Origin of the sequence: Marivita sp. S2033 (assembly GCF_046592965.1) — a bacterium.
Classification (GTDB): domain Bacteria; phylum Pseudomonadota; class Alphaproteobacteria; order Rhodobacterales; family Rhodobacteraceae; genus Marivita.
Map to the genome: position 1 here is coordinate 349,320 of NZ_JBISBV010000001.1, position 14,704 is coordinate 364,023.

Here is a 14,704-nt window from a genome sequence, read left to right on the forward strand (position 1 = left end):
GTTCCTCAATGCAAGTTCGGCTGGGCGCCAGCGCCCTTTTCATCAATGATATAGCCGCGCGCGAAGCGATCCATCCGATACGCTGCGGCAGTCTCGTGCGGGCGATCGGTGGCCAGCAAATGCGCGAAGGCGTAGCCGGACGCGGGCGTCGCCTTGAACCCGCCATAGCACCACCCGCCGTTGAAATAGAGGCCGTCGATTTCGGTTCGGTCGATGATCGGTGAGCCGTCCATGGACATGTCCACGACGCCGCCCCAGCTTCTCAACAGCCGGGCGCGTCCGATCATGGGCATGAGCGCTGTGCCGCCTTCGACAACATCCTCAACAACCGGCAGACCGCCGCGTTGCGCGTAGGAATTATACCCGTCGATATCGCCTCCGAACACCAACCCGCCCTTGTCGGATTGGCTGACATAGAAATGTCCCGCGCCGAAGGTGATGACTCCCGGAAGTGTCGGCTTGAGACCTTCGGAGACAAAAGCCTGCAACACATGGCTTTCGATGGGCAGGCGGATGCCGGCCATCGCCATCACCCTTGACGATGATCCGGCAACTGCAACGCCTACCTTTTTCGCGCCAATGTAGCCGCGCGAGGTTTCAACTCCGACCATCCGACCCTTGTCGCGCCGCAGCCCCGTGACCTCGCACCCCTGGATCAGGTCGACACCGTATATGTCGGCCGCACGCGCGTAACCCCAAGCAACGGCGTCATGGCGTGCGGTTCCGGCGCGCTTTTGGATGAGCCCGCCCTTGATCGGGAAGCGCGCGTTGTCGAATTTGAGAAATGGCAGCAATCCTCGCAGGTCGTTGCGCGACAGAAGCTCTCCATCAGCGCCTGACAGATGCATCGCATTCCCACGCCGCCGAAACGCATCGCGCTGGCCGTCGGTATGAGCAAGATTGATGATCGAGCGTTGACTGACCATCGTGTTGAAGTTGAGATCCTGTTCCTGGGTTTCCCAAAGCTTCATGGACATTTCATAGAATGGCTGGTTTCCGGGCAGCAAGTAGTTGGATCGGATGATCGTCGTGTTTCGGCCGGTGTTGCCGGAGCCCAACCAGTTTTTCTCGAGCACGGCTATGTTGCTCTGCCCGAAACGGCTGGCCAGATAGTAGGCCGTCGCAAGCCCGTGGCCGCCGCCGCCGACGATCACGATGTCATAGGATTTTTGCGGTTCGGGATTTCGCCATAACGGCTTCCATCCCTTGTGGCCCGTCAGCGCCTCTTTCGCGACTCTGAAACCCGAGAACTTCATGCCCTTGCTCCTCCCGAATCCCTGATGTCACAGTGAATGCGACCTGACGGCGGTGATCCACGAATTCACCTTAAGCCGAGGTTGTCGATGACCGCAAATGGGTGGGGACGGATTTGGATGGGCGGAAAATCTTGAACCAAATAATTGCCATTCGCCAAACTAGCCCGGCTTCTGATATCGTCAAACCTTGGAAACCTGCGCTTATGATGACGATCTGAAATAGGTTTACGGGTTCGTTTTTATATCATACCAATGCTTTGGTGCAGCGATCCGCGATTGCTGCGTCCTGTGAATGACGCTTGGATTTCCGTCCGTGGGATCGGAGTCATATCACACACCGGATCATTCCGGCACGAAATCTGGGAGGATATAACGTGACAAAATCTGATATCATGGGCCGTCGGTCCTTTCTCAAGAGAACCGCTCTGGGCGGGACCGCCGCGGGTGTCGGCGCTTTGGCTGCACCGGCTGTTCTGGCGCAATCGCCACAAGTTCTGAAGATGCAAACAGCCTGGCCATCGTCCAATATCTGGCAGGAAATGGCGCAGGATTATGTGACCCGTGTCGAGGCGATGTCGGGCGGTCGACTGAAGATCGACCTGTTGCCAGCCGGAGCGGTCGTCGGGGCGTTTCAGGTTTTGGATGCGGTGAACGACGGCCTGTTGGACATCGGCCATGACGTGCCGGTTTACTGGTACGGCAAGAACAAGGCCGCGTCGCTATTCGGCACCGGGCCGGTGTTTGGTGGCTCTGCGACCACGATGATGAACTGGTTCTACGAGGGTGGCGGCAAGGCGCTTTATGACGAATTGACCCAGGATATCATGGGGCTGGACGTTGACGGCTACATGGCATTCCCGATGCCCGCACAGCCCTTTGGCTGGTTCAAGGATCCGGTAACAACCGTCGCTGACGTGCAGGGCTTCAAATACCGCACGGTCGGTCTGGCCGCAGACCTGATGACGCGGCTCGGCATGTCCGTTGCCCAGCTTCCCGGCGGCGAGATCGTGCCCGCCATGGAGCGCGGCGTGATCGACGCCTTCGAATTCAACAACCCGTCGTCGGACCGCGATTTCGGCGCTCAGGACGTTGCCAAGAACTACATCCTGTCCTCATATCACCAGGCCTCGGAGAGCTTTGAATTCCTGTTCAACGGTCTGCTGATGGAAGACATGGAGCCTGATCTGAAGGCGATCCTGATTCATGGCGTCGAAGCGGTATCGACGGCCAACACCGCCAAGGCGGCGCGCCGCTATTCGGCGGACCTCAAGTATCTGCAAGAAGAAGCCGGTGTCGATGTGCAGCGGACCTCGCAGGAAATCCTTGCGGCGCAACTGGAAGCTTGGGACCAGATCATCCCCGAACTCGAGGCTGATCCTTATATGAAGAAATGTCTCGACAGCCAGCGCGAATGGGTGGACCAAGTCGTTTATTACGAGTTGATGAACTCGCCGGACTACACCCTGGCCTACGAGCATTACTTCCCCGGCCGTCTCAAAATGTAATGGCCCCACGGCCCCTGTGTTCTGACAGGGGCCGTTTCACTTTGCGGGAAGTTTTTCATGCTGCAATATATCCGGTTTGCGGACGCGGTGTCCGCGTGGTTCGGCAAAACCTTTGCCTGGCTCATCGTATTCATGTCGGTCGGCACTGGCTACGAGGTCTTCGTGCGCTACGTGATGAACAAACCCACATCCTGGGCGCTTGATGTGTCGTTCATCATGTACGGCACGCTGTTCATGATGGGCGGGGCCTATACGCTGTCCCGACGCGGGCACGTGCGGGGTGATTTCCTCTATCGCCTCTGGTCGCCACGCTGGCAGGCGCGGGTCGATCTGGTGCTCTACATCATCTTCTTTTTTCCCGGCGTCAGCGCCCTGATCTTCGCGGGCTGGAAATACGCGTCGCGATCGTGGGAATATGGCGAAGTTTCGGTGAGCAGCCCGGCAGGTATCCCGATCTATCAATTCAAGACAGTCATCGTCGCCGCAGGCATATTGCTGTTCATTCAAGGCATCGCCGAAGTGTTTCGCTGCATCCATTGCATCCGCACCGGTATCTGGCTGGAACCGGACGAAGACGTGTTCGAAACCGAAGACCTACTTATTCAACAGGCCAACAAGGCCGAAAAGGATGCCCATCCATGACCGATCCGCAGGTCGCCCTGATGATGCTGGGGCTGTTTATCGTCTTTGTGTTCCTGGGCTTTCCGATTGCATTCACCCTGATGGCGATGGGGATCGGGTTCGGCTACTACGCCTATTTCGACGAACGCCGCATGTGGCGCGCCTATGACAGGCTCGACGCCGAGGCGGCAAGCTGGTGGGACAGCACCAGTCTGTGGTTGGAAGGGTTGTTCAACAACCGAATATTCGATCTATTCGTAAACCAGACCTATACTGTGATGAGCAACGAGGTGCTGACCGCAGTGCCGTTGTTCTTGTTCATGGGCTATATCGTCGAACGAGCCAACATCGTTGACCGGCTGTTCGATACGCTGAACATAGCCTCGCGCCGGGTTCCGGGCAGCATGGGTGTGGCCGCTCTCATCACCTGCGCTCTGTTTGCAACCGCTACCGGCATTGTCGGGGCCGTCGTGACCCTGATGGGACTTTTGGCCCTGCCTGCGATGCTCAAGGCGCGCTACGATCCGGCCTTCGCGTCCGGTATCATCTGCGCGGGCGGCACATTGGGTATTCTCATCCCGCCATCGATCATGCTCATCGTCTACGCCGCCGCGTCCAACGTCTCGATCGTGCGGCTTTATTCCGGAGCGTTGCTGCCGGGCCTGACTTTGACGGGGCTCTACCTGATCTACGTCATCGGCCGCTCGATCCTGCAACCCAGCGTCGCCCCCAAGCCGACAAAGGAAGAGGTGCCGGACGTACCCTCAGGCAAGTTGCTGATGATGATCCTGACATCCTTTGTTCCCTTGGCCGTGCTGATCTTTGCGGTGCTTGGTTCGATCCTGTTCGGCCTCGCAACTCCGACCGAAGCGGCTTCCATCGGTGCGCTGGGCGGCATTCTTCTGGCGTTCATCTATCGCGCGATGACGTGGCAGCGCATGCGCGAAAGCGTGTATCTGACGGTGCGCACGACGGCGATGGTCTGCTGGCTGTTCGTCGGCTCCTACACCTTCAGTTCGGTCTTCTCGTATCTGGGCGGCGAACACCTCATCAGCGAGTTCGTGCAATCGCTCAACCTCACACCCCTGATGTTCCTGTTGCTTGCGCAGTTGATCATCTTTCTGCTGGGCTGGCCGCTGGAATGGTCAGAGATCATCATCATCTTCGTGCCGATCTTCCTGCCGCTATTGCTGATCTTCGAAATCGACCCGTTGTTTTTCGGCGTGTTGGTGGCGCTGAACCTGCAAACCAGCTTCCTGACCCCACCGATGGCGATGTCGGCCTATTACCTCAAGGGCATCGCCCCGCCCGAGGTCAAGCTGACGCAGATCTTCGCGGGCTGTCTGCCGTTCCTGGTTTGCGTGATCATCTCGATGGTGCTGATGTATATCTTCCCGCAGATCGTGTTCTACCTGCCGAACCTGTTCTATGGGAGCTGATCAAACCATGACTGACGCCGTAGCCTTGCGCGACCGGATCGCGCGAGGCGAACTTTCAGTGACCGACCTGGCCGCGCATTACATTGACGCGATCGAGGCAAGTGAGCCCGAAATCGCGGCCTTCGCCTGGTTTGACGCCGAGTTTGTGCGGCGGCAGGCCGAAGCGCTTGATGCGCAGCGCCGTGCCGGACGGGTGATCGGTGCGCTGCACGGGATACCCGTTGTGCTGAAAGACGTGATCGACACGGCGCGCATTCCTACTGAAAACGGCGCCAGCAACGATGCAGGCCGCGTGCCGCGCTCCGACGCGGCACTGGTCGAACAGCTTAAATCGGCAGGCGCCCTGATCCTTGGTAAAACGGTCACCACGGAACTGGCGTTCATGAACCCGCCGCACACACGCAATCCGCATAATCCCGACCGCACACCGGGAGGCTCGTCTTCCGGTTCGGCGGCCGCCGTCGCGGCGGGCATGGCACCTCTGGCAGTGGGCACGCAAACCGGCGGATCGGTGATCCGACCCGCGTCATTTTGTGGCGTGACGGGGTTCAAACCCACCTTCGGCGCGATCTCGACGCAAGGCGTGCTACCGCAATCGCCAAGCCTCGACACGGTTGGTGTCTTTGCCCGAACTCCCCGCGAAGCCGCGCTCTTGTGCGACGTGCTGTTCGCGCCAAAGCAGGGCGATGTCCCGGTGCCGGCGCCTGCATTGCTGCGCACCGTCGACGCAGGCGCGCCGCTGAAACCGGTTCTGGCCCTGTTGCAACCGCCCGGATGGGAGCGCGCAAGCGAGGACACGGTTGCCGCCTTTGATGAACTTGGCGCGGCGCTTGGCGAGCAGGCGTTCGAAATCACATTGCCCGATCTTTTCGCCAAGGCCGAGGCCGAGCGTCGCCGGATCAACGTCGCGGAGATGGCACGGTGTTATCACGGCTATGCGACACGCGGCGGCCTGTCCGATATTCTGAGCGAGGCCATTGCAGAGGGCAATTCGGTCCTTGCGCGTGACTATATCGCGGCGCTGGACTGGCCCGATGTGCTGAACGCGATGCTGGACGAGGTATTTCAACGCTGCGATGCCATCCTGTGTCCCGCAGCGACCGGGCCCGCCCCCGGACGGGACACGACAGGCGATCCGATCTTTAACGGGTTGTGGACCCTGTGCGGCACCCCGGCCGTGACCGTCCCGATCCTCACCGTCGATGACATGCCGATGGGCGTGCAACTGATCGGTCCCCGCGGCGGCGATGCGCGCTTGCTCCGCACCGCGCAATGGCTCTACGATTGGGCCGAAACCGCAGGAGAGACAACATGAACTGGATTCTGGCCGCCCTCGCTTTTGCAGTTTTCGCAGGCTTCATCGGTATCCTGATCTTTTCCGTGCCCAGCCCCGACCTGATAGCCGTTGCCGCGTTGACGCTTGGTCTGGTGATCTATGACCTTGTGACATCGGTGCGCCGGAAGGACTGATCGCGCTGGCGCGTCTCTCAAGCACACATTTTTGTTCCATTTTAGACTCCGTCATGGTCCACTCAGTGAAACTTCGCGGTTTCTGGGGAGCGAATCACGCCGATGGAGGGACAACGCGCCATATCGGTCCAAACCGTTGGCCGGACAGCGCTTGTCCTGCGCGCTTTGGCCGAAGGCGCGAGCCAGGGATCACGTCTTGCGCGGGTGGCCGATGCCACTGACCTGAGCAAAGCCACTGTTCTTCGCTTGCTCAAAGCGCTGATAGAGGTCGGGTATGTCGAATATGATGAGGCGACCAAACTCTACAGGCTGGGTTACGCGCTTTTCCTGCTCGGTCAGTCTGCGCGTCGCCTGCATATCATAGATCTCGCGCGCGCCAGTCTGGACCGCTTGGCTTTTGAAACAGGCGACACTGTCTTTCTGTCAATCCGGGACGGCACGATGGCGCAGTGTGTCGACCGGCGCACAGGTTCCTATCCCATCCGCAGTCTGACCCTGTCGGTCGGTGATCGGCGTCCCCTTGGCGTTGGGGCCGGGTCGCTGGCGTTGCTGGCCTTCGAAAGCGCTGATGAAATTGCCTCGGTTCTCACTGCCAACGCTGCCGAACGAAACGCGTTCGAGAGGTTTGACACCGACGCACTGAACCAGATGATCGCGGCGGCGCAACGGTCTGGGTACGCCTATAACGACGGGCGCATCGTGGCGGCGATGAATGCCGTTGGTGTGCCGGTCATGGACGGAGAGGGACGCGTTGCAGCGGCAATCTCGGTTGCTGCTATCCACGAGCGCATGAACCCGGAACGTCGGCAGATGATTGTCGACCTTCTCAAACGCGAAGCGGCCAGTGTCGGGCGCGCTCTCGATCAAAGACATCGATCCGGCGCCAATTCCGCCCCGGTCCGGGCTCGGGAGCCGATCGAATGACCCAGACCGCCAATTTCGACAGCGACCGGTCCACCACGATGCTTGCCCTGATGCACCGCATTCGCGCGTTCGAAGAGGCGGCAATCACAGCGCAGAAGCAAGGTCTGGTGCTCGGTGCGATCCACCCGTCCATTGGACAGGAAGCCGTTGCGGCTGGCATTTGCGCCAATCTCGAACGCGCCGATCTGATGCTGTCCACCCATCGCGGTCACGGCCACACACTTGCCAAGGGTGCCGATCCCTTGGCCATGATGCGCGAACTGTTCGGGCGCGCGGGTGGCACATGCGGCGGCAAGGGCGGCTCGATGCATATAGCGGATTTCGGTGTTGGCATGCTGGGTGCAGACGGCGTGGTTGGTGCAAATATTCCGATTGCGACAGGTGCGGCGCATGGGCTGAAGCTGCAAGGCTCGCGCCAGATCGTGACCTGCATCTTCGGTGACGGCGCGATCAACAGAGGGCCGTTTCTTGAAGGCCTCAACTGGGCGCGGGTGTTTGATTTGCCGGTCCTGTTCGTCTGCGAAGACAACGGATTTTCCGCGACCACCCGAACCTCGCACATGACTGGCGGCGCCGGGGCTGGCGCGCGCGCCGAAAGCCTTGGCATACCATCGGTTGCCGTCGATGGTAACGATCTGGTGGCCCTTGATGCCGTTGCCCGAAACGCAATCAGCGACATTCGCGCCGGCGGCGGACCAATGTTCTTGCATGCCAAAACCTATCGCATCACCGGACACACTGCTGTCGATCCCGCGACCTATCGACCGGCAGACGAGGTCGAAGCGCAGCGTGCCAACTGTCCGATTGCACGGCTTGAAACCGCACTCGGCTTGTCCGGCGTCACCCCCGAGACCTTTTCCGCACTGCGAAACGATGCAGCGCGTGAAATGGCCGACATCGCAGCACAGGCGCAGGCAACCGACTGGCCCGATGCCGCGCTTGCCTTCGTTGATGTGCAGGATGTCGGGTCTCCTCGGCAAAGGCCTTTCTGATGGCGCGCGACACCTACCTGAACGCGGGACGCCGCGCCGTGATCGAGGAAATGCAGCGCGACACCGCCGTCTGGGCTTTGGGCGAAGACCTTGGCCGTGGTGGTGTGTTCGGCCAGTACAAAGGCATGCAAGAGTTGTTCGGCAACGCGCGCATTGCTGACACTCCTATTTCCGAAGCGTGTATCATGGGCGCGTCTGTTGGCGCTGCCATGACCGGCACACGTCCCATCGTGGAGATGCGGTTTTCCGACTTTGCGCTGTGCGCTGTGGACGAACTCGTCAATCAGGCGGCAAAGGCGCGTTTCATGTTCGGCGGGCAGATGCGCGTGCCGATGGTCGTGCGCGAGCCCGTAGGCATCTGGCGATCCTCTGCGGCGCAACATTCGCAATCGCTCGAAGCGTGGTACACCCATATTCCGGGGCTGGTGGTGGTCGCGCCCGCGACGCCCGCTGACAACCTTGGACTGCTTAAATCAGCAATCCGCTGCGACGATCCGGTGGTCTACATGGAACACAAGGATCTCTGGGCGCTGGAGGGCGCGCTGCCCGACGGGGATCATCTGATCCCCGTCGGGCGCTGCTGAAACTGCGCGCAAGGGCGACGCGCTCACGCTCGTGACATGGTCGGCCATGCGCCACGTCAGCCTTCGCGCCGCCAAGTCACTGGCGCAATACGGTGTCGAAATCGAAGTGATCGACCTGCGCACGCTTTGGCCGTGGGATCGGGAAACGGTGTTCGCATCGGTGTGCCGCACGGGGCGTCTTTTGGTGGTGCAGGAAGCAGTCAGCGTATCGGGCTTTGGCGCTGAAATCGCGGCCAGCGTGGCCGAAGCGCTGCATCACGAACTGCGTGCGCCGGTTCGCCGCCTTGGCGCGCCGCGTATTCCGATCGCCTATGCCCCGCCGTTCGAAGAGATGGCTCGGGTTAGGGAAAATGCCATCATTGATGCGGTGCAGAGCATGATTGCCCCATGTACCGCGGCTTAAAACCGACGGCATATGCCGTCGCAACATTTAAAGGGAGGAAACCAATGAAGATTTTCACGAATATCGTTGCCGGTGTGGCCTTGGCCACCATCGGTGTGACCACCGCGGTGGCGCAGGAGTACAAAGACGAATACCGCGTCTCGACTGTGGTGCCCGCGCCGTTTCCGTGGGGAATCGCCGCCGAGAAATGGGCCGAGCTGACGGCCGAACGCACCGACGGGCGCATCAACCTCAAGGTCTATCCCGGTGTCCAGCTGGTGCAAGGCGATCAGACCCGCGAGTTCACCGCGATGCGGCAGGGCGTGATCGACATGGCGGTCGGATCGACGATCAACTGGTCGCCCCAGATCACCGAGCTGAACCTGTTTTCGATGCCGTTCCTGATGCCCGACTATGCAGCGCTTGATGCTCTGACCCAAGGTCCGGTTGGCGAGAAGATCTTCGAGATCGTCCAATCCAAGGGCGCGGTGCCTTTGGCATGGGCCGAAAACGGCTTTCGCGAAGTCACCAATTCCAAAACCCCGATCCGCAAGCCGGAAGACATGGCTGGCCTGAAACTGCGCGTCGTCGGCTCGCCAATCTTTAGCGACATGTTCAGCGCGCTCGGTGCCAACCCGACCCAGATGAGCTGGGCCGACGCGCAGCCTGCGCTGACCACCGGTGCGGTCGACGGGCAGGAAAACCCGCTGACCATCTATTCCGTGCTCAACATGCACGAGCTGGGTCAAAGCAACGTGACGCTCTGGCACTATGTGGCCGATCCGCTGATCTTTGCTGTCAATCAGCAGGTGTGGGACAGCTTCACTCCCGAAGATCAGGAGATCCTGAAACAGGCCGCGGTTGATGCTGGCGCGCATGGCATCGAGGTCGCGCGCAAGGGTCTGACCGAAGATGACCAGTCCTTGATCGAAGAGATCAAGGGTCACGGTGTCGAGGTTGTGACGCTCACCGATGACGAGCGGCAAGCGTTCATTGATGCAACGCGCCCGGTTTACGATGCCTGGAAGGACAAGATCGGGGCCGATCTTGTCGATATGGCGGAAGAGTCGATCTCGAACCGCTGACAATGCGATACCACGTTGCCGGGCCTGCAATCGGGCCCGGCATATGGCCCAGGAGAATAGCCAATGGACCCGAGCGCGCCTGATCCGGACGCCGAGACTGGTACTGACCACACCATCGTGCCGATCCGCATCGAAGAAGCGCTCGGAGCTGCTGCGATGGCGCTGATCTGCCTGATCTCGTTCGCCAATGTTGTCGCCCGTTACGCCACCAACGTGTCTTTTGCCTTTACCGAGGAATATTCGGTGTTCCTGCTGGTCTTCATGACCTTCGTCGGCGCTTCGGCCGCATTTGCCGCCAATGAACATATTCGCATCACCTTTCTGGTCCAGCGACTGCCGCGACCGCTGCAACAGCTCTGCGGCGTGATCAGCCTGTTGGCCACGACGACGCTGTTTTCGCTGATCGTCTATTACGGCGGGCGCGTGACCTATGCGGAATGGTACTGGGAGGAAACGACACCGGGGCTGGGCAATCCTTCATGGATCTACACCATCTGGTTGCCGATCCTGTGCATCGCGATCCTCGGCCGCGTGCTGGGCCGGGGCTGGGCGCGGTGGCGTCGGGGCCAAGTGTTGTGATCTTCGCAAATGTGATGCTGCTCGCGGTGTTTGTCGGGTTGATGATGATCGGCACTCCGATTGCCGTTGCCTTGGGTCTGGGCGGGGCCGTCGGTGTCTGGCTCGGCCTTGATCTTGTATCACTCGGCATGATCGGGCCGAACACATATGCTGCTGTCGCCAAATATCCGTTGATCGCCATTCCGCTCTTCATCCTGACCGGCGCTGTGTTCGAGCGTTCCGGCGTAGCCGCGCGACTTGTGGAGTTTGCGCAAGCGCTGATCGGCCCTCGCCGGGGCGGTTTGGCGATGGTGGCGATCCTCGTCTGCATGATCATGGGCGGCATGTCTGGCTCCGGCCCGGCCGATGCCGCGGCTGTTGCCACCGTGATGTTACCCTCGATGGTCAAGGCGGGATATCCAAAGCCGTTCACCGCATCGGTCATCGCCGCCAGCGCCTCAACGGCCATCCTGATTCCGCCCTCCATCGCGATGATCGTCTATTCGGTGATCATCCCGGGCATGGATCTGCGCGCGCTGTTCGCTGCCGGTCTGATCCCCGGATTGCTACTGGGGCTTGCCATTGCCGTACCCACGATGATCCTGTCACGCCGCCACGGTTTTGGCGACAACGAGCAACCCGAACGTTCGCCATTCTGGGCCAGCTTTCGCCGCGCGGCGCCGGGCCTCATGGCACCGGTCATCATCCTCGGCGGGTTGCGCTCTGGCCTGTTCACACCGACGGAAACCGCCGTTGTTGCGGTGTTCTACGGCCTGTTCGTCGGCACGGTGCTGTATCGCACGATGGGCTGGCGTGATGTATACAACGTGCTGGCCGAAAGCGCGCGCATCTCGGGAGTGTTGATGATTATCCTGTCGCTCGCCGGATTGTTCGCCTGGGCCGGGTCAACGATGGGTGCGTTCACGGCCACGGCCGATCTGATCCTTGGTGTCAGCGACAACCAATGGATCATCCTGATCCTTGTGATGATCGTCATGCTGCTAGCGGGAATGGTGCTCGACGGGGTGTCGATCTATCTGATTACACTGCCGCTGCTGATCCCGATCATCAACGCCTTTGGGTGGTCCTATGTCTGGTTCGGCGTGGTCATGGCGATCAACATCGCGATGGGGCAGTTCACACCTCCCGTTGCCGTCAATCTGATGGTCACTGCCAAGATCGCAGGCGTGCCGCTGGAGTCGACCTTCCGCTGGGTCGGCTGGCTGCTGCTGGCAATGGCTGTCGCGCTGGCGCTGATCATCATCTTTCCTGAAATCGCCCTGTGGCTGCCACGGCTACTGGGCTACCGCGTGACATGAGGCAAGCATGACAGATACCAATGAAATGACCGGCGGCGAGGCTCTGGCCCGCACGTTGCTGGCGCATGAGGCCGGGCCGATCTTTGGCATGGGCGGCTTTCAGTTGCTGCCGTTCTACGACGCGGCGCGGCGGCTGAGGCTGAACCATCACCTGATCAACGACGAGCGCTGCGGCACCTTCGCCGCCGACGCCTATGCCAAGGTGTCCGGGCGGGTCGGGCTGGTGGATGCCACGCTCGGACCGGGTGCCACCAATTTGGTCACCGGTCTGGTCGAGGCGTTGAACGCGGGCTCGCCCATTGTGGCCATCGTTGGCGACACGCACCGCGATCACGCGTGGAAGAACATGACACAGGAAACCCACCAGGCCGAGATCCTGCGCCCCGCCGTCAAGGAAGTGATCCGCGTCGAGGCGGTGCATCGTATCCCCGAGCTTTTGTCGCGCGCGTTTCAGGTGGCCACCACGGGCCGTCCCGGACCGGTTGTTCTGATCGTGCCGGAAGATATCTGTCACGGCACGCACTGGTTCAGTGATGATGAGTTTCTCTCCGATCCGCGTTATCAGGCGGCTCCGGCGCTGCGTTGCCGGCCCGATGCAGACAGTCTTGCGCAGGCAGTTGCGATGCTGGCTGTTTCGGATCGCCCGCTGATCCTGGCGGGCGGCGGTGTTCATATCTCGCAAGCGAGCGATGACCTGACCGCGCTGGCCGAGGCCGCACAAATCCCTGTCGCCCACACGATGAGCGGCAAAGGAGCAATCGCCTGCACCAGTCCGCTCTCGGCTGGATTGTTCGGGCGCTATGACCGCATCGCCAACGAGTTGATCGACGCGTCCGACTGCCTTCTGGTCGTGGGCTGCAAACTGGGTGAGATTGCCACCAAACGCTATACCGTTCCGGCGCCCGGCAAGACGGTTATCCATCTCGAAGCGGTGGCCGAGGAAATCGGCCGCACCTATGCTCCCACTTTGCCCCTTTGGGGCGACGCCCGCGAGGGGCTGCGCGACTTGCACGCTGCGCTCAAGGATTGTCCGATTCCGGATGCGCGCAAGGCGTGGTGCTCCGGTATCGAGACGAAGATGCAAGCCTGGCGCGACATGGCGCGCGACAGGCTCGAAAGCGAGGAGGTGCCGGTCTCAATGGGGCGACTGATGGGCGAGTTGAACCAGCACCTGCCGGCCGATGCCATTCTCATCGCAGATGGTGGCTTTGCTGCGCATTGGGGCGGTTTGCTTTATGACAGCAAGGTTGCAGGGCGCGGTTTTGTCCCTGATCGCGGGTTTGCCTCGATCGGCTATGGTCTTCCCGGTGCCATAGGTGCCTGCATGGCGGCACCCGACCGCCCGGTCTTTGCGCTCACCGGCGATGGTGGGTTCAACATGGTTCTCGGAGAGATCGAAACCGCACGCCGCATGCGGCTCGCTCCGACGATCATTGTCGTCAACAACGCGGCGTCGGGTTATGTAAAGGCGCTTCAACATCTGATGTACGGTCAGGATGCCTATCAATCCAGCGATCTGACCGAGACGGATTACGCGAAGGTGGCCAGCGCAATGGGCTGTCTGGGCATTCGCGTCGAAACGCCAGATGCGCTGGGCGATGCGATAAAACAAGCGCTGGCGGAAAACCAACGGCCGACTGTGCTTGATGTGGTCGTCACGCGCGATCCGGCCAAGATGCTGCCCGCCGCAGACAGCCGTGCCGTGAAGGTCAAGAAAGGCGACAGAATTGCCTGATCACCCGCCCGTTCTGGCCGATAGCGTGACCAAGCTCGACACCAGTGCTGCTGGTCGGGTCATCGTCACCGGTTCGCATGGCGGAGTTTACGCGGCCTACCTCGCGAGGCGCGCCGGAAGTCGCGCGGCGATCTTCAACGATGCGGGCGTTGGTATGGGCAACGCAGGCATCAGTGGACTGTCGTGGCTCAATGAACAGGGAATGGCCGCCGCTGCGATTGATTACACAAGTGCGGATATCGGCAATGCCGAGCAAGCATTTGCGCAGGGCCGGATCTCTCACGTCAATCAAACCGCAGAGCGCGTTGGCGTGACGCCCGGCATGGCCTGCGCCCAAGCTGCAACACGTCTGGCGGCTGCAGACATGCCGCACGCACCGTGCCCCGACATCACCGAAAGCCGTGACGTGATCCGCCCGAAAGGCGCGTTGTGCAAACTGGTACTGATTGACTCCGCCGCCTTGGTTCGCCCCGAAGATGCGGGGCAGGTTATCATCACCGGTTCGCACGGAGCTCTGTTTGGCGATGATCCGTCAAACGCCCTCAGGGTGGATGCTCTGCTGGCCCTGTTCAACGATGCAGGCGGGGGCATTGGCACAACACGTCTGCCCGCCCTTGACCAGCGCGGAGTCGCTGCGGTCACTGTCGCTGCAAGCTCGGCGCGGATCGGAGAGGCGCATTCCAGCTGGAAAGACGGTGTGATCTCGGCGGCGAATGCTTCGGCATCTCGTTTTGGCGCGAAGGTCGGAATGCCGGCGCGCGATCTGGTCCATTCGGCGCTGACTGCGCCGCAGTAAGCGTCTCACTGGCTCTTGAAGCCTTGAAAGCGGTGTGA

15 protein-coding genes are annotated in these 14,704 nt (G+C 60.8%); 14 read left to right on the forward strand and 1 reads right to left on the reverse strand.

What is annotated here, in order from left to right:
* Positions 1–5 precede the first annotated feature (5 nt).
* Positions 6–1,256, reverse strand: coding sequence for a sarcosine oxidase subunit beta family protein (locus tag ACGKZZ_RS01670; protein ID WP_411221691.1), 1,251 nt, complete (start codon positions 1,254–1,256; stop codon positions 6–8).
* Between the two features lie 392 nt (positions 1,257–1,648).
* On the opposite strand from ACGKZZ_RS01670, the gene ACGKZZ_RS01675 reads away from it, so the two are divergent.
* The 14 genes from ACGKZZ_RS01675 (at position 1,649) to ACGKZZ_RS01740 (ending at position 14,666) form a co-directional block, all read left to right on the forward strand.
* Positions 1,649–2,761, forward strand: a complete 1,113-nt coding sequence (locus ACGKZZ_RS01675) for a TRAP transporter substrate-binding protein (RefSeq protein ID WP_411222191.1) — start codon at positions 1,649–1,651, stop codon at positions 2,759–2,761.
* Positions 2,762–2,818: 57 nt separating this feature from the next.
* On the forward strand, positions 2,819–3,403 hold the full coding sequence (locus tag ACGKZZ_RS01680) for a TRAP transporter small permease subunit (RefSeq protein ID WP_411221692.1): 585 nt from the start codon (positions 2,819–2,821) through the stop codon (positions 3,401–3,403).
* A complete protein-coding gene (locus tag ACGKZZ_RS01685) occupies positions 3,400–4,821 on the forward strand; it encodes a TRAP transporter large permease (protein ID WP_411221693.1) in 1,422 nt (473 codons plus the stop codon). The genes ACGKZZ_RS01680 and ACGKZZ_RS01685 overlap by 4 nt, the downstream gene beginning before the upstream one ends.
* 7 nt (positions 4,822–4,828) lie before the next feature.
* Positions 4,829–6,136 carry an amidase gene (locus tag ACGKZZ_RS01690; protein ID WP_411221694.1) on the forward strand — a complete coding sequence of 436 codons (1,308 nt, stop codon included), beginning with the start codon at positions 4,829–4,831 and terminating at the stop codon, positions 6,134–6,136.
* Positions 6,133–6,291 carry a hypothetical protein gene (locus ACGKZZ_RS01695; RefSeq protein WP_411221695.1) on the forward strand — a complete coding sequence of 53 codons (159 nt, stop codon included), beginning with the start codon at positions 6,133–6,135 and terminating at the stop codon, positions 6,289–6,291. The genes ACGKZZ_RS01690 and ACGKZZ_RS01695 overlap by 4 nt, the downstream gene beginning before the upstream one ends.
* Positions 6,292–6,393: 102 nt before the next feature.
* Positions 6,394–7,215, forward strand: coding sequence for an IclR family transcriptional regulator (locus ACGKZZ_RS01700; protein ID WP_411221696.1), 822 nt, complete (start codon positions 6,394–6,396; stop codon positions 7,213–7,215).
* Complete coding sequence (locus tag ACGKZZ_RS01705; protein ID WP_411221697.1) at positions 7,212–8,207, forward strand: thiamine pyrophosphate-dependent dehydrogenase E1 component subunit alpha; 996 nt, start codon at positions 7,212–7,214, stop codon at positions 8,205–8,207. The genes ACGKZZ_RS01700 and ACGKZZ_RS01705 overlap by 4 nt, the downstream gene beginning before the upstream one ends.
* Complete coding sequence (locus ACGKZZ_RS01710; RefSeq protein ID WP_411221698.1) at positions 8,207–8,791, forward strand: alpha-ketoacid dehydrogenase subunit beta; 585 nt, start codon at positions 8,207–8,209, stop codon at positions 8,789–8,791. The genes ACGKZZ_RS01705 and ACGKZZ_RS01710 overlap by 1 nt, the downstream gene beginning before the upstream one ends.
* A 31-nt stretch (positions 8,792–8,822) precedes the next feature.
* On the forward strand, positions 8,823–9,194 hold the full coding sequence (locus ACGKZZ_RS01715) for a transketolase C-terminal domain-containing protein (RefSeq protein ID WP_411221699.1): 372 nt from the start codon (positions 8,823–8,825) through the stop codon (positions 9,192–9,194).
* A gap of 44 nt (positions 9,195–9,238) precedes the next feature.
* On the forward strand, positions 9,239–10,258 hold the full coding sequence (locus ACGKZZ_RS01720; RefSeq protein ID WP_411221700.1) for a DctP family TRAP transporter solute-binding subunit: 1,020 nt from the start codon (positions 9,239–9,241) through the stop codon (positions 10,256–10,258).
* 63 nt (positions 10,259–10,321) lie between these two features.
* Entirely contained in the window at positions 10,322–10,837 is a 516-nt protein-coding gene (locus tag ACGKZZ_RS01725; protein WP_411221701.1) for a TRAP transporter small permease, read from the forward strand.
* Positions 10,738–12,135 carry a TRAP transporter large permease gene (locus ACGKZZ_RS01730; protein WP_411221702.1) on the forward strand — a complete coding sequence of 466 codons (1,398 nt, stop codon included), beginning with the start codon at positions 10,738–10,740 and terminating at the stop codon, positions 12,133–12,135. Before ACGKZZ_RS01725 ends, ACGKZZ_RS01730 begins: the two co-directional genes overlap by 100 nt.
* Positions 12,136–12,142: 7 nt before the next feature.
* Positions 12,143–13,870 (forward strand): thiamine pyrophosphate-binding protein, encoded by a 1,728-nt coding sequence (locus ACGKZZ_RS01735; protein ID WP_411221703.1) that lies wholly within the window; start codon positions 12,143–12,145, stop codon positions 13,868–13,870.
* The gene (locus ACGKZZ_RS01740) at positions 13,863–14,666 is read left to right on the forward strand and encodes a hypothetical protein (RefSeq protein ID WP_411221704.1); all 804 of its coding nucleotides are present in this window, start codon (positions 13,863–13,865) and stop codon (positions 14,664–14,666) included. Before ACGKZZ_RS01735 ends, ACGKZZ_RS01740 begins: the two co-directional genes overlap by 8 nt.
* Positions 14,667–14,704: the final 38 nt, after the last annotated feature.

Excerpts from the sequence above, each read along its gene's own strand:
- ACGKZZ_RS01670 (WP_411221691.1), bottom strand. The coding sequence starts at position 1,256 with ATGAAGTTCTCGGGTTTCAGAGTCGCGAAAGAGGCGCTGACGGGCCAC.
- ACGKZZ_RS01675 (WP_411222191.1), top strand. The coding sequence starts at position 1,649 with ATGGGCCGTCGGTCCTTTCTCAAGAGAACCGCTCTGGGCGGGACCGCC.
- ACGKZZ_RS01680 (WP_411221692.1), top strand. The coding sequence starts at position 2,819 with ATGCTGCAATATATCCGGTTTGCGGACGCGGTGTCCGCGTGGTTCGGC.
- ACGKZZ_RS01685 (WP_411221693.1), top strand. The coding sequence starts at position 3,400 with ATGACCGATCCGCAGGTCGCCCTGATGATGCTGGGGCTGTTTATCGTC.
- ACGKZZ_RS01690 (WP_411221694.1), top strand. The coding sequence starts at position 4,829 with ATGACTGACGCCGTAGCCTTGCGCGACCGGATCGCGCGAGGCGAACTT.
- ACGKZZ_RS01695 (WP_411221695.1), top strand. The coding sequence starts at position 6,133 with ATGAACTGGATTCTGGCCGCCCTCGCTTTTGCAGTTTTCGCAGGCTTC.
- ACGKZZ_RS01700 (WP_411221696.1), top strand. The coding sequence starts at position 6,394 with ATGGAGGGACAACGCGCCATATCGGTCCAAACCGTTGGCCGGACAGCG.
- ACGKZZ_RS01705 (WP_411221697.1), top strand. The coding sequence starts at position 7,212 with ATGACCCAGACCGCCAATTTCGACAGCGACCGGTCCACCACGATGCTT.
- ACGKZZ_RS01710 (WP_411221698.1), top strand. The coding sequence starts at position 8,207 with ATGGCGCGCGACACCTACCTGAACGCGGGACGCCGCGCCGTGATCGAG.
- ACGKZZ_RS01720 (WP_411221700.1), top strand. The coding sequence starts at position 9,239 with ATGAAGATTTTCACGAATATCGTTGCCGGTGTGGCCTTGGCCACCATC.
- ACGKZZ_RS01725 (WP_411221701.1), top strand. The coding sequence starts at position 10,322 with ATGGACCCGAGCGCGCCTGATCCGGACGCCGAGACTGGTACTGACCAC.
- ACGKZZ_RS01730 (WP_411221702.1), top strand. The coding sequence starts at position 10,738 with ATGGATCTACACCATCTGGTTGCCGATCCTGTGCATCGCGATCCTCGG.
- ACGKZZ_RS01735 (WP_411221703.1), top strand. The coding sequence starts at position 12,143 with ATGACAGATACCAATGAAATGACCGGCGGCGAGGCTCTGGCCCGCACG.